Source organism: Ancylomarina euxina, assembly GCF_003863355.1.
GTDB classification, from domain to species: domain Bacteria; phylum Bacteroidota; class Bacteroidia; order Bacteroidales; family Marinifilaceae; genus Ancylomarina; species Ancylomarina euxinus.
In genome coordinates, this window is the sequence record NZ_QQWG01000010.1 from 36972 (window position 1) to 61067 (window position 24096).

17 protein-coding genes, 1 tRNA gene and 1 riboswitch are annotated in these 24096 nt (G+C 35.4%); of the genes, 12 read left to right on the forward strand and 6 right to left on the reverse strand.

The features are described 5' to 3' along the window. Positions 1–77 precede the first annotated feature (77 nt). From DWB61_RS10940 to trhA, 3 genes are all read left to right on the forward strand, one after another. Complete coding sequence (locus DWB61_RS10940; protein WP_125030949.1) at positions 78–1379, forward strand: glycosyltransferase family 4 protein; 1302 nt, start codon at positions 78–80, stop codon at positions 1377–1379. A gap of 166 nt (positions 1380–1545) precedes the next feature. Next, entirely contained in the window at positions 1546–2223 is a 678-nt protein-coding gene (locus tag DWB61_RS10945; protein WP_125030950.1) for a 4-hydroxythreonine-4-phosphate dehydrogenase, read from the forward strand. Positions 2224–2379: 156 nt separating this feature from the next. Then, positions 2380–3129: a PAQR family membrane homeostasis protein TrhA gene (trhA, locus tag DWB61_RS10950; protein WP_225423383.1), complete on the forward strand. Its 750-nt coding sequence runs from the start codon at positions 2380–2382 to the stop codon at positions 3127–3129. Positions 3130–3360: 231 nt separating this feature from the next. Here the strand turns inward: trhA and DWB61_RS10955 are convergent. The 6 genes from DWB61_RS10955 to DWB61_RS10980 form a co-directional block, all read right to left on the reverse strand. Continuing rightward, a tRNA-Ser gene (locus DWB61_RS10955) sits at positions 3361–3445 on the reverse strand. Positions 3446–3584: 139 nt separating this feature from the next. After that, positions 3585–4520 (reverse strand): MOSC domain-containing protein, encoded by a 936-nt coding sequence (locus tag DWB61_RS10960; protein WP_125030951.1) that lies wholly within the window; start codon positions 4518–4520, stop codon positions 3585–3587. Between the two features lie 196 nt (positions 4521–4716). Further along, complete coding sequence (moaC, locus tag DWB61_RS10965; RefSeq protein ID WP_125030952.1) at positions 4717–5175, reverse strand: cyclic pyranopterin monophosphate synthase MoaC; 459 nt, start codon at positions 5173–5175, stop codon at positions 4717–4719. 112 nt (positions 5176–5287) lie between these two features. Continuing rightward, entirely contained in the window at positions 5288–6115 is an 828-nt protein-coding gene (locus DWB61_RS10970; protein WP_125030953.1) for a GTP 3',8-cyclase MoaA, read from the reverse strand. Next, complete coding sequence (locus DWB61_RS10975; RefSeq protein WP_125030954.1) at positions 6072–7247, reverse strand: molybdopterin molybdotransferase MoeA; 1176 nt, start codon at positions 7245–7247, stop codon at positions 6072–6074. The genes DWB61_RS10970 and DWB61_RS10975 overlap by 44 nt, the downstream gene beginning before the upstream one ends. 4 nt (positions 7248–7251) lie before the next feature. Next, complete coding sequence (locus DWB61_RS10980; RefSeq protein WP_125030955.1) at positions 7252–7797, reverse strand: hypothetical protein; 546 nt, start codon at positions 7795–7797, stop codon at positions 7252–7254. Positions 7798–7894: 97 nt separating this feature from the next. Beyond that, positions 7895–8026, reverse strand: a riboswitch (molybdenum cofactor riboswitch). A gap of 267 nt (positions 8027–8293) precedes the next feature. Between DWB61_RS10980 and DWB61_RS10985 the strand changes: the two genes are divergently transcribed. The 9 genes from DWB61_RS10985 to DWB61_RS11025 all read left to right on the forward strand — a co-directional run bounded on the left by DWB61_RS10985 (position 8294) and on the right by DWB61_RS11025 (position 23976). After that, positions 8294–9223 carry a cation diffusion facilitator family transporter gene (locus DWB61_RS10985; RefSeq protein ID WP_125030956.1) on the forward strand — a complete coding sequence of 310 codons (930 nt, stop codon included), beginning with the start codon at positions 8294–8296 and terminating at the stop codon, positions 9221–9223. Positions 9224–9394: 171 nt separating this feature from the next. Next, positions 9395–9964 carry an RNA polymerase sigma-70 factor gene (locus tag DWB61_RS10990; protein ID WP_125030957.1) on the forward strand — a complete coding sequence of 190 codons (570 nt, stop codon included), beginning with the start codon at positions 9395–9397 and terminating at the stop codon, positions 9962–9964. A gap of 152 nt (positions 9965–10116) precedes the next feature. After that, a complete protein-coding gene (locus DWB61_RS10995) occupies positions 10117–11127 on the forward strand; it encodes a FecR family protein (protein WP_125030958.1) in 1011 nt (336 codons plus the stop codon). A 299-nt stretch (positions 11128–11426) separates the two neighbouring features. After that, complete coding sequence (locus DWB61_RS11000; RefSeq protein ID WP_158614395.1) at positions 11427–14684, forward strand: SusC/RagA family TonB-linked outer membrane protein; 3258 nt, start codon at positions 11427–11429, stop codon at positions 14682–14684. Positions 14685–15004: 320 nt separating this feature from the next. Beyond that, complete coding sequence (locus DWB61_RS11005; RefSeq protein ID WP_125030960.1) at positions 15005–16456, forward strand: Kelch repeat-containing protein; 1452 nt, start codon at positions 15005–15007, stop codon at positions 16454–16456. Between the two features lie 103 nt (positions 16457–16559). Next, the gene (locus DWB61_RS11010) at positions 16560–19700 is read left to right on the forward strand and encodes a SusC/RagA family TonB-linked outer membrane protein (RefSeq protein ID WP_125030961.1); all 3141 of its coding nucleotides are present in this window, start codon (positions 16560–16562) and stop codon (positions 19698–19700) included. Between the two features lie 69 nt (positions 19701–19769). After that, positions 19770–21218: a RagB/SusD family nutrient uptake outer membrane protein gene (locus tag DWB61_RS11015; protein WP_125030962.1), complete on the forward strand. Its 1449-nt coding sequence runs from the start codon at positions 19770–19772 to the stop codon at positions 21216–21218. Between the two features lie 138 nt (positions 21219–21356). Beyond that, a complete protein-coding gene (locus tag DWB61_RS11020) occupies positions 21357–22502 on the forward strand; it encodes a thioredoxin family protein (protein WP_125030963.1) in 1146 nt (381 codons plus the stop codon). A 211-nt stretch (positions 22503–22713) separates the two neighbouring features. Beyond that, on the forward strand, positions 22714–23976 hold the full coding sequence (locus DWB61_RS11025) for a thioredoxin family protein (protein ID WP_125030964.1): 1263 nt from the start codon (positions 22714–22716) through the stop codon (positions 23974–23976). Positions 23977–24096: the final 120 nt, after the last annotated feature.

Genomic DNA, 24096 nt, shown 5'->3' on the forward strand with positions numbered 1-24096 from the left:
TTTCTCAACAATTGAACGGTACCAACCCAACTTAATTCTGCTTTTATTATCTTGTGTGTTCAATACAAAGCACAGCTATGAATATTCTACAAATCATACCAGGCTCAGGAGGGAGTTTTTACTGTGGCAATTGTTTACGCGACGATAAGTTTCATTTGGCCATGAAAAAGCAAGGCCATGAGGTTACCAAAATCCCCATGTATTTGCCTTTATTTTCAGATGAGCATGATCTCAACGAGATACCTGTCTTTTATGGTGCTATCAGTATTTACCTAAAGCAATTGTATCCTATTTTCAGGCATGCACCGGCTTGGGTCGATCGTCTTTTGAATTCAGGGCCCATGTTAAAGCTTGCAGCAAGCATGGCTGGATCTACTAGTGCAAAAGGGCTGGAAGAAATGACCATTTCCATGTTGATGGGGGAAAAAGGTAAGCAAAAAGATGAATTGAATCGTATGGTTAGTTGGGTGTCAGAATACCTTCAGCCAGATGTGATTCATATATCAAATGCATTGCTTTTGGGATTGGCGCCAAGACTAAAAAAGGAATTTCCCAATGCGATTATCATTTGTTCTTTACAAGATGAGGAAGTTTGGGTTGATGCCATGAATGATTCTTTTCGAGATAAAATTTGGGCACTTATGAGTACAAAAGCAGAAGATATTGATGCTTTTATCGCTGTTAGTGATTTTTATGCGCAGGTTTCTATAAAAAAAATGAAACTTCCCAAGGAGAAAGTATTCACCAATTATTTAGGCGTCGATCCTGAGGAGTACAGGTATGTTGCAGTAAATACCAAAGAGCGAAACATTGGTTATATATCCCGGATGTGCGAAGCCAATGGTTTCGACATTATGGTGGATGCTTTTATTCATCTCAAAAAAGACAAGGCTGTCGATGATGTGAAATTGATCCTGACGGGAGGTTCAACAGGCGAGGATAAAGCGCTCATCAAACAATTAAGACAAAAACTAAGGGAAGCTAATCTCACAGATCAGGTTGAATTTCATGAAGATTTCGATGGTGAGGGCAGACACGATTTCTTTTCTAAGGTTAAGATAATTTCGGTTCCTGTTCGCAATGGAGAAGCCTTTGGATTATACCTATTGGAAAGTATGGCTTCGGGTGTACCAGTGGTACAACCCAAATTGGGAGCTTTTCCCGAAATAGTTGAAAAGTCGAATGGAGGAATCATTTATGAAAATAACACGCCAGAAGTTCTTGCCACTGCTATAAAAGATCTTTTAAATCAGGAAGATAAATTACAGGAGTTGTCCACTAGTGCACGAAAAGGGGTAGAAGAGGAGTTTAATATTTACACTCAGTCAGATAAGTTGATTGGTATATATTCTAAGTTTTTGAAAATCACTTCACCATGAATTAGTTCCGAGAGATGCAATCAATCACGTCTGTACCGTTTGTTGGCTGATAAATCTTATTTGTACGGATATAAGGTATATTATGAGAAAAAACAAGTAAAGTAGCATTTAATAAAATGCTACTTTTGTTTTTCAAATACAAAACAACAAACGATTAGAGAGAAAGATGAGTATAGATTTTATATTTATGTTGACAAAGGATGATCAGACTGTATCTGATGCCAGAGAATATGTGAAGGAGATTGCAGCTGCAGGAGCAAAGCATATTGGTTTTAAAGATATTGGATTGCCCACTAGCGAATTAAAGCTTCTTGCAGAAGATTTGAAGAAAGAAGGTGTTAAGGTTTATTTGGAAGTGGTGAGTTTGGATGCGGAGAGTGAAGAAAGATCTGCCAGGGTGGCCATGGATCTGAATGTTGACTATTTACTGGGAGGAACACGACCTGAACTTATTGCTGCAATAGTTAAAGATCACTCCTTAAAATACTATCCTTTCGTAGGTACGATTGAAGATCATCCAAGTATTCTTACCGGAACAATTCCTGAGATTGCCGCACATGCCGCGCAGATTACAGCTATTGATGGGGTCGATGGCTTGGATCTTTTGGCCTACCGATTTACAGGAGAAGATATTCCACAATTGATACAAGAAGTCTGTGAAGCATCGTCAAAACCAGTTGTTGTTGCCGGTAGTATCGATAGCCAGAAAAGAATAGAAGTGGTTAAAACCAATGGAGCTTCTGGATTTACCGTTGGAACTGCAGCATTTGATATGGAATTTCCATCAAGTCAAGCTGGAATTTCGGGGCAGGTTTATAGCATACTAGAAATGAGTAGATTATAGCATTATAGATTTTTTCCAAAAGGGAGAGGGCGTTAATAGAAAAGAGGATAATTCGTACAGATTATCCTCTTTTCTATTGGGGGTATTAGGTTTTATTTTAGAGCAGGTTCTATTGTAAAGGATTTGAAATCCTATATTAGTCAACATCATACTTTTGTGGATAGGATAAGCATTTTGTTTCTGGCTGAAAAGAAATTTTCAGATATGGGTATATTGTTTAACTTTAGCGGTTATAGAATTAACCGTTTAGCTTTTAATATGATGCAAAATCCCAAAAATAAAACCTATTCCCCGTTAGAAGAAAAGATAAATATTTATTCGCATGCTTTGGGATTTATAGCTTCATTTATAGGGACTCTGTTTTTAATCAGAAAGGCGTATTTGTCTGGAGATATGGCACAAATGGTAAGCTTTGGTATTTTTGGCTTAAGTATGATGATCTTATTTGCTGCATCCACGCTTTATCATCGTGCAAAAGAACCTGATAAAAGATCACGTTTGAGAATATTTGATCATGCTGCCATTTATGTTTTGATTGCAGGAACCTATACACCCTTTTGTTTGTTGACCTTGCCTGAGAAAACGGGACTGATTGTTTTTATAGTCGTTTGGGTATTTGCTTTGGTTGGTATTACGATTAAGCTGTTTTTTACCGGCCGTTTCTCACTTCTGTCTACCCTTATGTATTTGTTTATGGGATGGATGGTCATTTTCATTATTAAGCCTTTGTATCAGCATTTATCCACAGAGGGACTTACCTGGCTTTTTTCAGGCGGTTTAGCTTATACGATTGGTGCTATTTTATACAGCATCAAAAGAATACCATTTAATCATGCCATTTTTCATATTCTGGTCCTCTTAGGATGCTTTTGCCATTATATGGGGATCTACTTATATGTGTCTTAAGTTGATCTTAGGAAGTAAGAATACCAAAAAAACCAAAATTTGATGTTTAATATTGCTGAGAGATAGATGATTCTTCGTCATGAATTGATTACGACCCCCTGTTCCGGAAAAACTTCTACCTGTGATCCCAACTTTTCGACTTGATCCCTTGATCCGCTTGATCCATCTCATCTATGAAAGTTGAGAACATAAAAAAAAGCACCAATGTTTTTCAACCTTGATGCTTTTAAGCGGAGAGAGAGGGATTCGAACCCCCGGTACGTTGCCGCACAATAGTTTTCAAGACTACCGCATTCGACCACTCTGCCATCTCTCCAATACGTTTTATTATCTGTTCTTATAACGGGTGCAAATGTAAGTTAAAAAAGGTCTTCTACCAAATAAAAAATGCACCTCTAGCCAATATTTATTTGAATGCTTTGATAATCAGATTCAGAATTTTGAAAAAAAAAGTTTTATCCGTGTAAATCCAGCTCATTTAGCATGTATAGGGAGTGCTCAATGGTTTTGAAAATCTCTGAGCAATACTCGTTGACTGCTTTAGGGCTGCCAGGAAGTGTATAAATCAAAGTTTTACCCATAACCCCAGCAATACCACGACTAACAAGAGCATTTGCTTTTTCCATACCATATTTCACACGAATCAACTCCATGATACCAGGAATCTCCTTGGTTAATAGAGGTTTAATCACGTCAGGAGTGATATCCTTAGGTCCGATGCCTGTACCACCCGTTGTGAAAACCATATCGTAGTTCTCAGCCTGCGCTTTCAAAAGAATGGTCTTTAATAGTTCTTCGTCATCAGGAATAATGACTGTTTCAATATCGAAATGACGATTTTTAGAATTGAAAAAATCTTCAGCTAATTTGTTAAGTAATGGTCCACTCTTATCTATGTATTCACCTCTGCTGGCACGATCGCTAAGGGTTATAATGAGTGTTTTCATGATACGAGGCTGATATTCCAGTTGATCACCAGCTTTTAATTCACCACCTTCGAGTACACGACAGAATATACCTTCCTTAGGCATCACACAATTTCCTACTTCACGAAAAATACTACAATTATCGCCATGGCATTTTTTACCGATTTGTGTAACCTCCAAAACCATATCGCCCATAATGAAACGATCAAGAGGGGCTGATTTGTGTAGGATAATCCCCCGAGTTGTAATATTTTCAGCGAATTCACCAAATTTAATTTTACGTTTGGCTTGTTCTGAGAACTTATCGATACTTTCTTGAGCCAATAGACTAACCTGACGGTGCCAATTCCCAGCGTGAGCATCTTGTGCAACACCCATTTTATTTAGTTCGATTGAAGGTACCGGCTTTTTAACGATCCCTTTTTTATCAGAAATATTAACCGAGAGTATATCTACTTTAGTCATTTTTATGAGTTTGTTAGTTCGTGTGTTTGATACTTAGTGTCTTGTCGTTTATATTGGATCAGGGAGCGGAATCTTGCAGATTTATTCAGACGAAATGTGTCTAAGGTGTATAATTTTAGTCAGAGCCATCGGTTTAAATAGTCACGTCCTATTTTATTAGATATCATTAAATCAACACATTACCGAATCATCATATTTATAAATCAACTTTAGTTTTCTCCTCTAATTTGATATCCTCCATAGTCATGTTTTTATCAACAGCTTTGCACATGTCGTAAATGGTTAATAGAGCCACACTAGCGGCTGTAAGGGCTTCCATCTCTACACCAGTTTGTCCAATGCACTTTACACGTGTGTTCACCTGCACACCATTATCAATTAACTTACATTTTACTTCAGCTTTCGTAATCATTAATGTATGACAAAGAGGAATGAGGTTGCTGGTTTGCTTGGCAGCTTGGATACCTGCAATTTCTGCAATAGTCAATACATCACCTTTTTTCATGTCATTATCACGAATTAACTCAATAGTTGTTGGTGATAATAAGATTTTTCCGGAAGCTTTTGCTTCTCTAATCTGAGGATCTTTATGGGCGACATCAACCATATTAGCTTTGCCGTCTTTATCTATATGGGTGAACTTATTATCAGTCATCTGTAATTAGTGAATTTGTATGTTTAGAAGTTTGTAAATTAGTTAATTCGGTTTTTTGTGATTGAATGTTTTAATCTTCACATCATCGTATTAGCTAATCAGGACATTAAAATTAGCCTCCAATATTATAAAACTTCCCTATTTTGTTTTTGCTTCCCTCTTCAGGCTTACTTTCAATCGTTCTTCTAATTGCATCTTTAGCACCCAACTCTTTTACATCAAATTCATTTTGATTAAATAAGCAGGGCTTAACTTTACCATTGGCTGTAAGGCGAATGCGATTGCATTTTTTGCAATTTCCACCTTCGCCACCTTCAACAATTGAGAAATCACCTGTTTCCAGATCCATTTGTCGAATAAAACGTAAATCAAGATCATTGGACTTACAGTATGCTTTAAGCGCAATCAATTCGGTTTCACTACTGTCTGGCATACGCACACAGTTGATCTTAATAGGCGTTAATCCAGCCTTTTTGGATGCCTCAATACCTTTAAATACATCTTCAATATCGCCACATCGGGTAACTTCGCGATATGTTTTGGGGTTAAGTGTATCCAGGCTGATATTCACACGCTTAAGACCAGCTTTAGCCAAGTCATCGGCATATTTTTCCAGTAAAATGCCATTCGTTGTAAGAGCTAAATCTTCAAGCCCCTTAATATTGGCAATTTTTTCAACTAGCTCAACGATTCCTTTTCTAACCAATGGCTCCCCACCCGTTAAACGGACTTTTGTAATACCCGTTTTAATAGCTTCTTCAACAAAGCTTACAATTTCTTCAAAACTCAGCATATCATCATGAGCCATCAGATCGATACCATCTTCGGGCATGCAGTATGAGCAGCGAAGATTACATCGATCTGTAACTGAGATTCTGAGGTAACTAATATTTCTCTTATATCTGTCTAACATGTACAAATTCTCCTTCTGTAAATTCATCAACACCTCTTGGGATGGCCATTATACCATCAGCTTGGGTGAATGCATTAATGTGTGCCGATCCGTGATAGTTAACAGGAATCACTTGATTATTGGCATTTAATCGTACGGGAATAAACTCCAAACGATCGACTCTTTTGCGTTTGTAGTCACATGAAATTGGCAAGCGAACAATGCTTGGGTAGTAATCGTGTCCCATCAAACGAAAAACTAAGGCTTTCCCTAGTAACTCAAATTGTACAAATGATGAAACAGGATTACCTGGCATAGCAAAAACATATTTGCCTTGTCGAGTTGCAAATACGGTGTGCTTACCTGGTTTTACACTTAGTGTATGAAACCAAATATTGAATTCTAATTCTTTTAATATTTGCGGAATATAATCGTATTCACCTACTGAAACACCACCCGAAATAATAAGGAGATCATTCTCCTCGATACATTTGGCAATAACCGCTTTAGTTGCTTCTTTCGAATCTGCAACGATACCATAGTAATTACCAGTGATGCCAATTTTTTCAAGTTGAGCCATCAATTGCCATGAATTGACATTCCTGATTTGCGTTGGAGCTGGGGTTTCATTGGGTTCTACCAATTCACTTCCCGTTGCGATGATACCAACTCTTACTCTTTGATAGACCAGAGGTTGCGTACATCCAATTTCAGCAAGCACCGAAATGTGTTGTGCTTTTAATCGGGTTCCTTTTTTTAAAACAACATCATTCTCTTGAATATCTTCACCTTGGATGCAAATGTTAGTCTTCGTTTTTGTTTCTGTAAAGCGAACAAATTTATCATCAGTTATTTCTGTATGTTCTACCATGATAACGCAATCTGCCCCCTCAGGAACCATTGCACCAGTCATTATTTTCGAACATTGTTTCTCTCCAATAATTTTTGTTGGTGGAGTTCCCGCAGGAATGGTTTCGAGAATTTCAAGAGTCTCTGATAAATCGGCCTGACGGCAAGCAAATCCATCCATTGCTGATTTATTAAATGGAGGAATAGCAATAGGGGATACCACATCTTCAGCTAAAACGCGGTTTAAACATTTTGATAGTTCAATATGCTCTTTTTCTAACTTCTTAGTAGCATGTTTAACCGTCTTAAGGGCTTCATTAAAAGTGATCATAGGGTTAGTTTTGAATAGTCCAGCCAGATTTCGAGAATTTTAGATTTTTTGGATCAAAGTCAAATTTGTGTTCATCAAATTCAATCCATTTATCTGCTAGTCCTTTATCTATTAAAGCTTGGCGTTTTATTTGGTTATTGTTTTTTTTATTAATTATTAAGAAAATACCTGGTTTCATAATTTGCCTTAAGCCTCCAGATTCGCATATGATTGGTGAATCAGGTGGTAGGAGTTTCATAAGCTTATCAAAAACAAGGGGGAGTTTATTATCCATACATTGAACGTAATAGACTTCTTTTGACCCTGCATTTAAAAACCGTTGACTATCCTTATTGCCATTGGCATTTAATTCTTTTATGATAGAATAATCCGTGCCTTTTTCTATGATTTGTGCGTCAGGATTCAGTCGATGAAAGTGTGGAGCGATTTTAATACTAATAACTGGAAAAAGGATAGCATACTGTGCTATCACTTGACTGGCAAAAAGTGTTTTACCCACATTTTGACCCGTTCCTGCTATTAATAATATGTTTTTGTAAATTTTTTCCACTCTGCTAAATTTAAGAAAACTCAATGATAAACTGATATTGGAGTTGTCTGTTTTTTAGCATGTTGGGCATGTTGTTGATGAAGTATATAGCCCAGAAGCCAAATCACATATTTCTCCTTTCCAATTTAGGATCTAGTCCACGGGAGGCAATTAAGTTTCCTAATATTACCCATCGGTTATTAGAACTTACCAGAGGCTTAGTTGTTAATAACTCGGAGTTTTCATGATAGGGATAAAGATAGAAATATTAATGAATCTACAAATGTGTATATGTCTTGTTGTCGTCTTTTGATGTGCGATTTGATTTTTTAATGTTCTTAACTTATTGGTATGTAATTAGAAATGAAGTTAGTGTTTGAAGTCTGTTATCTAAGATTGAATTCTATTTATATTTAATTTCGATAAGGATAATCTTTTTATCTTTAGCCAAGCATATTCGTAAGAGGAAAGAAGGCTATTATTGATAATCAATAGGAAATATATTAAAATTAGATAAATGGGCGAGCATAAACACGAGCACGGACATAAGCATGATCATGGCGATTTAAAAGGTAGAAATCTTGCTATAGCTATTGTTTTAAATATAGGTATAACTCTTGCTCAAGTCGTCGGTGGTTTTATTTCGGGTAGTTTGGCATTAATGTCAGACGCAATGCACAATTTTAGTGATGTGTTGGCTCTTATTATCTCGTGGTTTGCGAGTAAGTTATCGAAGAGAGATCAAACACCTTCTCAAACGTATGGGTATAAACGCGCTGAGATATTGGCAGCTCTAATCAATGCTGTGTCTTTAATTGTGATTGCTTTTTTCTTATTGAAAGAAGCCATTTCTCGCTTTTCTGATCCTGTAGAAGTGCAATCAGGCATGGTTATGATTTTGGGTGGCTTGTCAATCGTGTTGAATGGTTTGAGTGTTTTGCTGGTTCAAAAAGATGCTAAGAATAATATGAATATGCGTTCTGCATATTTACATCTACTTACAGATATGATCTCATCTGTTGCAGTTGTTTTGGGAGGATTAGCCATGTATTTATGGGACGTTGCCTGGGTCGATTCAGTTCTATCTATAGGAATTGCACTTTATCTCGTTTATTCAAGCTGGGGTTTGATAAAGGAAAGTGTTAGGATATTGATGCAGTTTGCTCCAGCAAAGGTAAATTTGGATGATATTAATACGGAATTACAGAATATTCCTGAAGTGAATAATATGCATCACGTTCATGTATGGCAACTCGATGATAAACAAATCAATTTTGAAGCTCATATTAGTTTTAAAGAAGATCTAAAACTGAGTAGAGTCAATGAAATTCTTCATCAAATAGAGCATGTATTGGATGAGAAATTTGATATCAATCATGTAACCCTTCAGCCTGAGATTGATGGTTCTTGTGGAGATAATAGTATGGTTATTCAAAATGAAAAATGATAATAGATAGTTGATGCAATTTATTGATTGAGAGTTATTATTGTTTTTTATTATGTCAGTTTAGGCATTTTTCAAGTGCCTCTGTCGAAAAAAAACTATTGTTTTTTTGTAGTTAAATTGACATTATTTTGCACTTTTACGGGGTTCAAAAACCTATTTATCTACCCAAGATTGTTAACTAACCCGAATCATATCACAAGCCTAATTCATCAACTTTCTTCGGAAGGGGATGAGCGTGCATTCGAACAAATCTATGATTTATTCTATTCTAAAATGTATGCTACGGCCTTTCAGTATCTGAAAAATAAACCTTTGGCTGAAGAGGTTGTGTCCGATGTGTTTTGTCGTATTTGGAAAAAACGATTGGAATTAGTTCAGATTAAAAATTTTGAAAGTTATTTGTTCATCTCAGTACGAAACCTTTCTTTAAATTATATCAGAAATAATTCTAGAATTAGCAATGAATCTCTTGATGAGCAGTCTTATCATATCTCAGATTCAGTTGCTCTTCCTGATGAAGTGATGGAAGCACATGAACTACAGGATCTACTCAAAAATTCTGTCGAGAGTCTACCTCAAAAATGCAAAGCAATTTTTAAGATGATTCGTTTTGATGGCCTCAAGTATAAAGAAGTTGCATCAGAACTAGATATCTCTGTTAATACCGTTGACACCCAAATGAGAATCGCTATGAAGAAAATAAGCCAGTCTTTAGGTGATTTTTCCAGAAAAAAGAAATGAATCTATTCTTCATTAATACTCACTTATTAAGGGTGTTATGTGTATTTATACCTGATTTTGTTAATTTTAATTAAAAAAAATCAATTTCTTTTTAGGGAGTTTTATAAATTCTGGGGTCTTAAGTTTAAAAGCTATTATTTCGAAATAACAAAATGAGTGAAATTCAAAATATAATAACCAAAGTATTAGCTGGTAGTGCTAATAAAGAGGAGCAAGACTTGCTTAATGACTGGTTAAGGGAAAAACCAGAAAATAAGCGAAGTTTTGAACTCCAACGCCAACAATGGGAAGAGATACTTCTCGTTGTGGACGAAGAAGATAAGAAACGTGTTTTTACAGATATTAAAAAGAGGATTAATCAAGAAACTAAAGTTGTAGATTTTAATGAGCGTGTTAGTAAAAAGAAATCCATGGGGTGGATGAGGATTGCAGCTTCTGTTGTGGCCTTTATTTCCTTAGGTGCATTATCTTATTATGAAATTTCTGATCCATTTTCACATTTGAATTTAATTGGATATGATTTAGTTGAGGCTGAAGCTGGAACACAACAAACACAATTGTTAGCTGACGGTTCTACCGTTTATTTGAATGGTGATAGTCGCTTAAAGTATAAGGTAGGTTCTGAAGCTAATGAGCGTAAGCTTTATCTTGAGGGTGAAGCATTTTTTGATGTTGCAAGAGATGAAAGTAAACCTTTTGTAATTGGTTTAGAAATGAGTCATGTTCAGGTCTTAGGTACATCTTTTAATATTAAAGCTTATCCTGAAGATGAACAAATTTCTACTTCTGTAATAACTGGACGTGTTGCTTTTGAAGCTTCAAATACTGAATCGTTAATACTTATTCCAGGGAATAAGGGAGTCATTGATAAGGATAAAAAATCTATAGCTAAACTTGATGTGGACAACTCAATGGATTTGGCTTGGATGGATAAAGCTTTATATTTTGAAAATACGAGTTTGTCAGAACTGGCAAAATCATTACATAGAATGTATGGTGTGAAAATAAAGTTGACGGATGGCAGTCTGAAAAACCTGAAAATCACAGCTAAGTTTGAAAATGAAAAATTTGAAGAAATTCTTAAAATTCTTGAGATGACTAATGAATTTTCATATAGGATTGATAAAGAGGTCGTTTTGATTGGGAGGAAAGGGGAGTTTTAATCAAAAAAAATACCGAAAAGTGGCAGCTCTTCGGTATTTAAATAACATGTAGTAAATTTACTTGTCAAGTAAATGTAATTGAAATAAAGATTTTTACTTCAACAAACATTATGTGCTGCAAAATTAAGAAAAAATATCTACACTATACAAGCAAATGCGTATTTGTTTGTGAGTCTGTTACCACTAGTAGTAGATTCAGGATTGATATGTTCTTAGTTTTGCTTTTTTTATGCCTAGTAAATCCAATTTCATCTTTTTCCCAATCTAAGCTTATTTCATTAAATGAGTTTAGTAAGGAAATGAACTTTGAATCCTTTATCGATGAGTTGGAGAAACAATCAGACTTCACCTTTGTTTATAATCCTGAAAGACTTCAACATCTTAAAGTAAAAGCTATACGAGGAGACGAAATGTCAATTGATGCTATTCTCAGTATTGTACTGACTCCTTTTGGCTTGAATTTTATTATTTATCGGGATAAGATTATCATTAAAGAAAAAACAGGAGCTGTTCCAATGACCCTTCTAGAGTCTTCAAGTAGTACTGAAACTCAAGATATGATGAAAATTGAAAAAATTGTTGTGGGAAGAGTTTTATGTGAAGATGATGGCCTGCCAATTATAGGAGCTTCAATTCGATTGAAAAATCAAGTATATGGAACAGCGAGTGATAAGGATGGTTATTACAATTTGAAATGTAATATTGGAGATACAATATTAGTGACTGCTATTGGTTTCGTTGATTTTGAAACTGTGGTAGGGTTTAAGATTGTTGAAGATATTCGACTAAAACTAAACTTAATTAGTTTAAAAGAGGTTAATGTAATTGGTTATGGTGAAGAGGCTACAAGAGAATTGCTTGGCGCTGTGAACTCAATAGATCCAATGATGAGTGGAGAAGTTCCAAATAATTTTGATGATATATTAGCAGGAAGTGCAAGTGGTTTATGGTTTCAAAAAAGTTCGGGAGTACCTGGTAGTGCCTCTACAATTTCTATTAGGGGTGTAACTTCATTGCAGCCTGATGCCAATAGTCCCCTAATAGTCGTAGATGGTGTTCCTTTATTTTCGAATGAAGAGAATTTAAATCAAATAACAACACAATCATTTAGTGGAGCATTTTTTGGCTTAGCTAATAATTATGTCTTTAATGATATTAGGGAATCTAATGAGTTTCAGAAGAATGGGTTAAATATGATTAATACAGAGGATATTGAATCGATCTCTGTTTTAAAAGATGCTTATTCTACTTCGATTTATGGGTCAAGAGGTGCAGCAGGAGTCATCTTAATAAGTACAAAGAAACCTAAGAAACGAGGTCTTTCAGCAAGCTTTTTATTTGAGACGAGTTTGTCTAAACCTGTTGGAAAACCCGATTTGATGAATGCTGATCAATATGCTGAATTATATAGTACTTACTATAGTAAATTAAAAAATGAAGAGGTTTTATTCCCCTCTTCAAATAATACGAACTGGTATGATTTAGTTGTTCGAAATGCAATAGGGAATAAGTTGAGCTTATCTATTCAGAACAAGAAGCACAATGGTTTTTTTTATATGAGTTTCTCTCAAATTGATCAAGAGAGTTATATTTTGGGCGCTGATTATAAAAAATATACAGGACGATTGAATTTTCAGCAAAGAATTCATAATCGACTTAGCTTAGGTGCCAATCTAACCATTACGGCAGAGAAGAATAATTCGCTGCTTGCTCCTAAGATATATAGAGATGCAATTTTAAAGGCACCGAATGTGTTAGTTCATAATCCTGAAGGAGATTATAATTTTAATAATTTGGGTAATCCTTATGGTAATTATTTTGCTAATCCTTTGGCAATGGCTAAATCTGATAAAGGAGAAGTTGTTGATAACTATGTGATTGTAAATATTTATTTTGATTTTGAATTGACGAATTGGCTTTCTTATCGTTTTGATTTAGGGGGAAATTTGATTGATACGGATGCTGTTTCTGCCTATAGAAAAGGTTTCAGTCCAGATGTTAAAGAGGCTATAGAAAGTGATGGGTATTCCCGAAAATGGGTGTTTACAAATACCATTAACGGTTATAGAGAATTTGGAGAGCATTATCTCAAGTTTATATTGGGGCAAAGTTTTGAACAATCGAGACAAAAGGAAGAAGAAGTCTTTTACGAAGGCTTGTCGGGTATAAATATAGGAGGTCGTCTTAAATTAAATGATTATCAAATGGAAAAAAGGCGGTATGCATTGGCCTCATGGTTTGGCCGCTTGAATTATAATTTCAAGCAAAAATTGTTTGCAGGACTTTCATACCGCATTGATGGTTCATCTCGTTTTAGAAAGAGTAATCGTTACCAGATGTTTCCTGCTTTTTCCGCAGGCTGGATTCTAAAGTCAGATGTTGATGATTCATTTATGAACCTACTTAAGATTCGTTCTAGTTTCGGGTATTCCGGTGTTGAGCAATCTACGTTTACATATGGTGCATTACGAACTTATCAAACTCATCCTCAAAATTTGACTTATGCAGGCAATTTGATTCTTTCTGAGGAAAATGGTGCTGAACAGGATATAGCATGGGAAAAAACAAAGAATTTTGATTTTGGTGTTGATATGTCATTCTTTAAAGAACGTTTTAAAACTTCATTAGATTATTATTCTAAACAGGTGAATAATTTATTGCTGTTTACAGATGTTCCTGCTGTTTCTGGTTACCAAAAGCAATGGGTCAATGTGGGTAAGATGAAGAATACTGGAATAGAATTGAATTTGGATTGCAAACTGATTGATAGTGAATTTAAGTGGGATTTGCTTCTGACTTCTGCCTATAATAAGAATAAAGTTCTTAAACTTAATTATGTAGGACAGGAGGTTTGGGAAGCCGATCAAGCCTATAAATATTTTAAAGAAGGTAAGGAAGCAGCTCAATTTTTCCTTTACGATTGGCAAGGTGTCAATCCAGTAACGGGAAATCCTATTTGGCATTATCCAAATGGTATTATGGGTGAGACACCACCTTCTAGTGATAATGATAGAAAAACTTTTGGCTCTGGTATTCCAACTTTAACAGGAGGAATGAATCATAGATTGAAGTATAAGGGATTTGAATTGAATGCTTTTTTATCCTTTGTCAGTGGAAAAGAAATGCTCAATGGTACAGCTGCTTTATTGCATACTTATACGACAACGGAAGCCTATAATCTATCACCTGATGTTTTAAATTATTGGAAAAAAGAAGGAGATATAACGAGTCAACCAGCCTTGTTTAATAACTCAATAACGAATACAAGCAATTATACCACCAGTCGAACAAGTTCACGTTTTTACGAAGATGCTTCATTCATTCGCATGAAAAGACTTGTGTTGGCTTATTATTTACCTAAACAGATTGTAAGTAAATGGAAACTTGAAAGTGTCAAAATTTATGCTCAAGCGACCAATTTGTTTACAATTACAAATTATTCTGGAGTTGATCCCGAAGTAAGTGCTTTTGGTTCATCATCATTACTCTCTGGTTACGATGAAGTAACCATGCCACAGTCAAAGTCATTTAGCTTGGGCCTAAGAATTAACTTATAAAAACGTGTCAAGTAAAAATTAAAAATAAATGTAGTAAATGAAAGGTTATTGAGTCTGGCAGGATGATGTAACCACACTGAAAATTTCAAATCAACTTTTATTGAAGTATGCATAATATCAGCCTTTAATCTGGTAATCAGGGTTGCCTATTTCTATGTTTTTTGAGATTATAGTGATTTAAGTTAAATAGTAAATGGATTGTTAGAAGTGAAAAAGTGATTAAAAGATTGATGAAATAACAGTTTTAGTCAATTAGATAAATCGAATTGGAACGATAGAATCCGAATAATAAACCCAATAAAAACCTAAAATTAAATTTTATGAAAAATGTAAGAATTTCATGGAAAATGGCTTTACCTCTTGTGGCCATCTTATTAAGCAGTGTATTCACTTCTTGTAGTGATGATGAGAAAAAATTGAGTGATTTAACAGGTTTCCTAAGTTTTGGATTTTCCGATGCAGCACTTGAGAATTACGAATTTACAATTGGAAGTGATAATGTTATTACAAATCAAATTGCTTTGCCTTATGGATTTGATGCTTCTGCATTGACGCCAGTATTTAGTGCAGCACCATTGTCAACTGTAAATATTGCAGGTATTGATCAGGTGAGTGGTTCTGTAGCAATGGATTTCACAAGTGATATCGTGTTTTCTGTAGTGGCAGAAAATGGGGATAATACATTGAATTATACAGTAAGAGTAAATGTAGCGACTACTTTATCTGCTTGGACAAACCTTTCTCCAAATGCAGGTTTCCCGTTATACACTGATATTACAGCTTTCGATTTAGATGGTAAGTATTTTGTAGTTGGAGGTCTTAAAGGTGCTTCAGTTTACGGAGATCATGAAGCAGGAATTTATTCTTCGACTGATGGTTCTGATTTTGTTGAAGTTACATCTGCAATCTTCCAGGATTATGGTATGGCAGTTGGAACTGCTGCTGTAAAGCATGGTGATAAGCAGCTACTAGTAGGTGGTATGTCATACTCTGATTATTTTGGTGGTGGAACAGGTGATGGTTCTGCAAGTAATAAAGTGTGGTCATCGACTGATGGTACTACTTGGGAGAAGGTAACTACAACAGAAAATCCTTATGAAGGTTGGGGAGCTGCGCCAGAAGTTAATTCTTTTACAGCAAGAACTAATGCTACAGTAGCTAATATGAATGGTGATCTTTATTTAACGGGAGGTTTTAGCGTTGCTTTTGGTGCTCCTCAAGGTGCTATGGCTGATGTTTGGAAGTCTACGGATGGTGGAGCTACATGGACAAACTTGGAGGCTGACTTTGGAGTAGATTTTGTTGCTAGAGCGAAAAGTCAATTAGTCGTTTATAATGACGAGTTATACTTAATTGGTGGTCGTGAAAGTAACAATTCATCTGTATTAAATAACGAAATCTATAAGTCTACTGATGGTGTAACTTGGACTAAATTGGCTGTTGAAACTCCATTCACTGCTTGTTCTGGACATATTTGTTATGAGTATAACGATAGATTTTATCTAATTGGTGGTAACAAAACTGAAGTAGAAGTAGTAGCTGAAGAGGAAGTAACAAAACTTGTTCCTATGAATGATGTTTGGGTATCGGAAGATGCTGGTGTAAACTGGACAAAAGTTACTGAAGGTGCATTACCAGAAGGATTTGCTGCTCGTGCAGGTCATGCTTTTGTAAAAGATGCTAATACAGTTCATATTTTCGGTGGAATGGGCGCTGAAGCTGATGGAACAGCTAAGGTGTTAACTGATTCTTGGAAAGGTACTTTGAATTAATTTGGACTCATATTTGGGAAGCTGCTGGCAGGCGGCTTCCTGAATTAACTTCTTAGGAGATTAAAAATCTCAATTTTAATAACATGTAGTAAAATCCAAAATAATGAATAAAATATTTTACATCCTTTTTTCTTTTTTACTGACCATATCGTCTTTGGGTGTACAGGCTCAAATAACGAAAGCTCAGGAATTAAAGAATCTTAAGATAACGGGCACACTCAAATGCTCGGAAGATAATCAGCCTGTTGTAGGAGCTACGATTATTGTAAAAGGCACAACAAATGGGGTTGCTGCCGACTTTGATGGTAATTTCACTATCGTTGCAAATCATGACGATATTCTACTGATTTCTTCAATAGGATATGCATCAACAGAAATTAAAATTGGGACGAAAACACATTTCGATTTGAGTTTATCTCCCGATAATGTATCTCTTAAAGAAATTGCCGTAATTGGATACGGTGTGCAAGAAAGACGTGACCTAACAGGTGCTGTATCATCTGTGAATATTGAACAAATTGAACAAGTCGCTGTAAGTGTTGATAATGCCTTGGCAGGTCAAATTGCAGGTGTGCAAGTTAATTCGGCAAGTGGTACACCAGGTAGTGCTACTGCAATAACCATTCGTGGTATTACATCGCTATCTGCTGATAATAACCCTCTTTATATTATTGATGGTGTACCTGTTTATGGTGTAGGCGCTGGTGCTTCTACTTCTTTTCAGTCTGGAGGCGTTCCAATGGTAGCAATGGGCGGAAATAGTACTTCGGGATCGATAGGTGCTACTTCAGAATTTGAAAGAAATCCTTTGGCGAGTTTAAATATGGAGGATATTGAATCTATAGAAGTGCTTAAAGATGCCTATGCTACAGCAATTTATGGTTCGCGAGGTGCAGCTGGTGTCATCTTAATTACAACCAAAAAAGGTAAAAAGGGGGCTCCTAAAGTCGATTTTAATATCTCTACTTCGGTCGCCGAACCTGTTGGTGTTCCCGATGTCTTAAGTGGAGACCAATATGTCGATTTTTACAATGATTATTACAGTGCGTATAGCAATAAGGAAAATTATTTTTCAAAAAGTGCAAATACAGATTGGTTTGATGCAGCAATACGTACTGCTGTAACAACTAATGTTTCTGCGACAGTATCTGCAGGTACAGATAAAAGCACGTATTTTTTATCTTTAGCTTATCTTGATCAGGACTCGTATGTAATCAACAATGATTTCCAGCGCTACTCAGCTCGTATCAATTATGAATATAAATCAAGTGAAAAATTCCGTTTTGGAAATAATTTGACTCTATCATCTACTGATAATAATTCATTAAACTCAGGTAGCGTATATCGTAATTCATTATTGGCTTCACCACATACTCCAATTAAAGATGAGTACGGTGATTATGTCTTTGTGCAAAGTAATAAGGATCGATTTAATCCTATAGCGAAAGCAAAAGAGGATATTAATTTCATAAAAGATAAACGTGTCATTGGAAACTTATACGCAGAATACAAGGCCTTGTCGTGGTTAACTTTAAGATCTGAAGTTGGAATGGATTTGATGTCTTCGAAATCATATAATCGAAACAAAGAGTATAAGGGATTGAATGATCAAGAGGAAACTGTAGTGATTATTGATGGAAGTGCAAGTCAAACAAACATTAATAATCTTAAGTTGGTTGTTAACAATACAGCATCTATATATAAAGAATTTGGTGAGCACGTGTTTAATGGTGTTGTTGGACAAAGTTTTGAGAAATCACAAGAAGACTATGTGAGAATTTCAGCGACTGATTTTCCTACTAATGATGTTTTAAGTATTGGTTCTGCGAATGAACCTCGAGTTGATGGTGCTGTGCTGAGAGAGTGGGCTATGGTTTCTTTCTTTGGTAGAATGAATTACCGTTGGAAAGATAAGTATATGGCTGGTGTAACCTATCGTGTAGATGGCTCATCTCGATTTAATAAAAACGAAAGGTATGTGGGATTTCCATCATTTTCAGCAGGTTGGAGAATTTCAAATGAAAACTTCATGGAGCGGTATACTTGGCTTGATGACATGAAACTTCGTGCTAGTTTAGGCTTCTCTGGAATTTCAGGCTCAGGAGGCTATTATGGTAATCAGGGGCAGTATGTGTCTAGAGAAAATGCAAAACAATATGGTAATTCGAATATTCTAGAAGTGCAACAGGCTAGTAATCCCGATTTGAAATGGGAAAAAACACAAACTGTGGACGTTGGTTTAGATTTATCTTTGTTTGATTCAAAAGTATCTTTAATTGTCGATTATTATAATAAGAAGAGTATTGACATGTTGATTGAATCGAGTGTTCCTTTATACTCGGGATATTCATCTCAGACACAAAATATCGTGGACATGGAAAATGAGGGTATTGAAGTTTCCTTGAGCACTGTAAATATTGATAAGGAGTTTAAGTGGACATCAAACTTAAATTTTGCAAAAAACACCAATAAAATTACAAAACTAAATTTAGATGGTTATGTTGCAGGTGACGCCACAATAGGTTATGCGTATTATAAAGTAGGCGAATCATCAACAGCTTGGTTTTTGTACGATTGGCATGGTGTTGATCCTCTTACAGGGAATCCTTTGTGGAAATATGCTGATGGGAGTATCTCAACGACTGCTCCGGCATCGATAAATAATAAGGAAGAATATGATAATAAATTTATCATGGGGGACAGAATGCCTGACTTTACAGGAGGTTTCACAAATATTTTCTCTTATAAAAATTGGGAGTTAAATACGCTTTTGAGTTTTTCATATGGTGGAAAAATCATGAATGGAACTCGTGCAGAACTTTTGACGTATACAGATAATAAGAATAGAAATTTGAGCACTGAGATTTTAGATGAATGGATTATTGCAGGACACAAAACTGAAATTCCTAAAAAGGTTAATAAATCTACGCCTCCCAAAGGTGTAGGTGGAATAGATTACACAGTTAGTAGGCAGACTGATAGGTTTTTGGAAGACGGTTCTTATATTAGATTGAAAAATATTTCATTATCTTATCGTTTTAATCCTGATATAATACGCAAGATTGGTTTACGTAGTTTAGTTCTCTATGCTAAAGGGTCAAATTTAGTAACATGGACAAATTATTCTGGACCTGATCCTGAAGTAAGTGCCTTTGGTTCTTCAGCTACATATGCTGGTAATGATGAATTAACAATCCCTCAGCAGAAAGCCATACAAATTGGAGTTAAAATTGGCTTAAGGTAATGTTTAAGAGTTTATTAGTAATAATCTATGATGCTTTAATTTGGTGTCAAGATACTAATTCCAGAAAAAATGAAAAATAGAATAATTAATACATATAGTTTTGCTTTGCTAGCTATTGTTGGTAGTCTAACGGCTTGCGACAAACAGCTTGATCTTGCTCCTGAGGATACGACTGTTGAGTCTGAGGTGTTTCAGACTTCAAGTTCAGCAGAATCAGCTTTAATGGATGTTTACAACAAAACCTATGAGGCTAATAAGCAAACAGCGTATATCATTGGTGATATTACGACTAATACATTTGTACCGACTAGTGCTGGTGCACAGTTATTAAGCTCAGGTAATTTATTGACTGATGATTATTCAGCTGAAAAAATTTGGGGAGATACCTATTCAGCCATTAATGTAGCTAATGTGATTATCAAATCGGTGCCTGAACTGGGGACATATAATGAAGATTTAGAAAAGCAACATGTTGCCGAAGCTAAATTCTTAAGAGCTTACAACTATTTGGTTTTGTTGAAATTATATGGTGATGGAGCTCTTCAGGGAAATATGTCTGGTTTGGGTTTACCCTTACAGTTAGAGCCTTATGCAGGAACTGAGTTTGTATCTAACAATGCTTTAGAACGTTCCTCAAATGATGAAGTCTATGCGCAAATCATTAAAGATTTAACAGATGCTTTACCAGACTTAAATGAGGATTATGATGATAAATTAGAAACAAGAGCTCGTGCTACACAAGGCAGTGTTCATGCCCTACTTTCAAGAGTGTATTTGTATATGGGGAATTATGCAAAAGCAGCTGAAGAATCCGCTTACCTGATAAATAATCCAATTTATGCTTTAGTATCTAATCTGCGTTCAGTTTTCCCTATTACTGATGGAATCGATGAAGATTTAGTTGAAGAGCATATTTATGCGATTCCTTTAACATACAATGGTGGGGATCATCAGTTTGGAACACATTGGTTTTTTTATTATTCAAGAACTTTTGGATATGTCTCTGATGATTATTTAGGGAAATTATCCAGTACTGATCAAAGAATGACGGAATTAATGTGGAGTGGAAATTCATTATCTAGTGAAAATTATGGCAAGTTAACAACGAGCAAGTTCAACCACAAAGATGGTCGTGATAATATACCAATGATTCGTTTACCAGAGATGTATTTGACTCGTGCTGAAGCTTTAGCTAGAACTGATGGTAAAGTGCAGGAAGCAGTAGATTTGCTAAATCGTATTGCCAGACGAGCTGATGCTGCTTATGTCGATTACAAGCTTTCTGATTTTACTACAGCTGAGGATTTAATTGATCGTATTCTGTTGGAGCGTGAGAAAGAGTTAGCTTTTGAGGGATTACATCGTTACGATATCATTCGAACAGGAAGAAAACTTCAGTTTAAAAATACGGATGGTGTGTACGAAGATGTTCCTGCAGGTCGTTACGTTTTACCAATTCCTAAGCGTGAAATTGATATCACAAAAGGTAGTTTGGTTCAGAATCCTGGCTACTTGTAAATTCTAATCCAGTCATTTATATGACTGTTTCTATTCAAATTTCACAGAATAAAATTACTCATGGTATTGGGGGAACTTGTGTAAGTAAAAGCAAGTTTCTCCAGATGCCAGGTGAATTCTATTTCCAAATTTTCACTGATGAATAAAATTAAAACAATACTTGTTTACTTGTCTTTTTGTCTGTTTTTAGGTCAGGAATCATATGCTCAATTGCAATCTGATAATAAAGATCAGGCAGGGATTAAATTCGAGCATAGCTCTTGGCTAGAGATTCTAAAAAAGGCAAAGAATGAAAATAAACTCATCTTTATTGATGCTTACACAACTTGGTGTGGCCCCTGTAAAATGATGGCTAAAAATGTATTTACAGATGCAGAAGTGGGTGACTTCTTTACTCAAAATTTTGTAAATGTAAAACTTGATATGGAGAAAGAACCGGGTTTAAGTCTGAAATCAAAATTGCGTGTTACTGCCTATCCAACTTTAATTTTTGTCGATGCAAATGAAAAGATCGTGCATAAGGCTGTTGGCTCCTTACCTAAAGATGAATTCTTGAAATTAGGAAACGATGCTTTAAATGGTGAGATGAATCTGTCTGATTACAATGCAATTTATGAGAAAAAAGGAGCTTCAGATTATGAGTTCTTAGTAGGGTATTTGAAGATGTTGGAATCGGCTGGTGAGAAAGTAAAGCTAAAAGAGGTTTTTGTAAAATATTTTGATGACTTAGATTCTGAGAAGCTATTAAGTCAGGAGAATTGGGATTTGGTGAAGAAGTACATTCTCAATACGGATAATAAAGCTTTTCAATACCTTTTGACAAATAGAGAGCAATTTGAAAGTATGTTTGGTGAAAAGGAAGTAGGTGAGAAGATTTATTACACATTCTTACGTCAAGGGAACCAACTATGTGATAAGACTGAATCGGGTGATTTTCAGTTGAATCTTGATCGAAAGTCACAATTTGAAGCCGATCTGGAGAAATTCAATATTAAAGATAAAGCTAAGATTTTAGCTTATTCTGAGATTTCTACTGCCAGAAGCCTGGAAGATTGGAAAACTTTTGTGAGCATCATATCTAAATATTTAGAGTCGGGCTTAATTGATAAAAGTGTCATGTCGTTATATAACTATGCATTGCCTGTAAATGCGTCATCAAAGGATAAAGAGCTTCGTGCTGAGGCAGCTAAGTGGTGTGATATGAGCTTGGCAACAGAGAATTTAGCCAGTGGTTGGCAAAATGCCTTTGTAAAACTCAAAGCTGATCTGTTAGGGGAGAAATAGGCTATCTCAAAATAAATTAAAAATTAATACTTTTTAATTAAGGGATAAATCAAATTCTTGGGTCTTTATTCTGATGAGGAGATATTCATGATGGATATCGAATCAATAAAGGATTATAAACTACTAATTATTATTGGACGATTCTCTTATAGCTATAGCAGTTGGCAGGCTGTTTCGTTTCGGTAATAGAATATCAAAATTAAACAATAACATGAGAAATTTACTAACAGTATTTGCATTAGCTCTCGCTGGGCTTTTCATTTCAAAAACTTCTATGGCTCAGAATCGTTCTGTTGAGTTCGAACATTCAAAGTGGTCTAAGGTTTTGAAGAAAGCTAAGAAAGAAAACAAATTGATTTTTGTTGACTGTTATACATCATGGTGTGGACCATGTAAGATGATGGCTAAGGATGTCTTTACACAAGATCACGTTGCTGATTATTTCAATGCTAATTTTGTAAACTTCAAAATTGACATGGAAAAAGGCGAGGGTCCAGATCTTAAGCCAGGATGGAAAATTAATGCATATCCAACTTTCCTAGTTATCAATGCTGAAGGTGAAGTTGTACATCGTGTGGTTGGTGCTTATGGAGCTGATGAGTTTATCGGTTATATGAAAGAGGCACAATCAGAAGATAAGAATTTTGCTGCATTGCAAAAGGAGTACGAAGCAGGTAAGCGTGATGGTGAATTCATGTTTTCTTATTTAAGATCACTTCGTATGGCTAATCTTGATAAAGAAGAAGCTAAAAAAGCTGACCAATATATTTCAAGTCTTGAGAAAGAAGATTTATTAAAGAAGGAGAACTGGAATATCGTTAAGTATTTTATGAAAAACCCTGCAACTGATGAGTTTCGTTTTATTGTAAAAAATAGAACTAAGTTAGCTGAAGTTGTTGGTGTTGAAGAAGTAGATGCTAAGATTTACAAGACTTATAATAAGAAAATTGAAGAGTATTCTTATTTCTACCCAGGTAAAGGAAGAGTGTACGATAAAGCTGGTTTTGATGCTTTAATTACTGATCTTCAAAACTCAAACTACGATAGATCTTCAGAACTTATAGCTATTGCTTTAAAAAACGAATATTCACGTTTGAATGATTGGGATAAGTATGCTTACACTATAGATGCAGCTCTTGATTTTTCTTTATTGAAAAATAATGCTGATAAGTATAGATATTTTGACTCTGCAGCTTCGACGATTGCTAAAGCTTCAACAGTCAAAGCATTGTTAGAGAGAGCTATTCGTTGGGCAAATTATGCTTCTGCTAATGAAACTAGACCTGAGCATAAGTCAGGTTATTTAGCTACAAAAGCGGATTTGTTAAAGTTGGTTGGTAATGCTGAGGCAGCTAAAGCCACACAATCAGCTTCTAAAAAAGCGGATCTCGAGGCAGAGAAAGCCGGAACAAAGATTATTTCTGTTCCTATGATTAGAATGGGTGGAATGAAACCTGCTAAGGGAAAGAAATAGTAAAAATTATGTGCTGGTTTGAAAAGGCCAGCATGATATCAAAATAACTAATTGTGTTTACTGATTTAAATCAGAGGTTTGGCAGAACTTAGACACAAACTAACAATCACCATCGTTTGA

Excerpts from the sequence above, each read along its gene's own strand:
- DWB61_RS10940 (WP_125030949.1), top strand. The coding sequence starts at position 78 with ATGAATATTCTACAAATCATACCAGGCTCAGGAGGGAGTTTTTACTGT.
- DWB61_RS10945 (WP_125030950.1), top strand. The coding sequence starts at position 1,546 with ATGAGTATAGATTTTATATTTATGTTGACAAAGGATGATCAGACTGTA.
- DWB61_RS10960 (WP_125030951.1), bottom strand. The coding sequence starts at position 4,520 with ATGACTAAAGTAGATATACTCTCGGTTAATATTTCTGATAAAAAAGGG.
- moaC (WP_125030952.1), bottom strand. The coding sequence starts at position 5,175 with ATGACTGATAATAAGTTCACCCATATAGATAAAGACGGCAAAGCTAAT.
- DWB61_RS10970 (WP_125030953.1), bottom strand. The coding sequence starts at position 6,115 with ATGAATTTACAGAAGGAGAATTTGTACATGTTAGACAGATATAAGAGA.
- DWB61_RS10975 (WP_125030954.1), bottom strand. The coding sequence starts at position 7,247 with ATGATCACTTTTAATGAAGCCCTTAAGACGGTTAAACATGCTACTAAG.
- DWB61_RS10985 (WP_125030956.1), top strand. The coding sequence starts at position 8,294 with ATGGGCGAGCATAAACACGAGCACGGACATAAGCATGATCATGGCGAT.
- DWB61_RS10995 (WP_125030958.1), top strand. The coding sequence starts at position 10,117 with ATGAGTGAAATTCAAAATATAATAACCAAAGTATTAGCTGGTAGTGCT.
- DWB61_RS11000 (WP_158614395.1), top strand. The coding sequence starts at position 11,427 with ATGAACTTTGAATCCTTTATCGATGAGTTGGAGAAACAATCAGACTTC.
- DWB61_RS11005 (WP_125030960.1), top strand. The coding sequence starts at position 15,005 with ATGAAAAATGTAAGAATTTCATGGAAAATGGCTTTACCTCTTGTGGCC.
- DWB61_RS11010 (WP_125030961.1), top strand. The coding sequence starts at position 16,560 with ATGAATAAAATATTTTACATCCTTTTTTCTTTTTTACTGACCATATCG.
- DWB61_RS11015 (WP_125030962.1), top strand. The coding sequence starts at position 19,770 with ATGAAAAATAGAATAATTAATACATATAGTTTTGCTTTGCTAGCTATT.
- DWB61_RS11020 (WP_125030963.1), top strand. The coding sequence starts at position 21,357 with ATGAATAAAATTAAAACAATACTTGTTTACTTGTCTTTTTGTCTGTTT.
- DWB61_RS11025 (WP_125030964.1), top strand. The coding sequence starts at position 22,714 with ATGAGAAATTTACTAACAGTATTTGCATTAGCTCTCGCTGGGCTTTTC.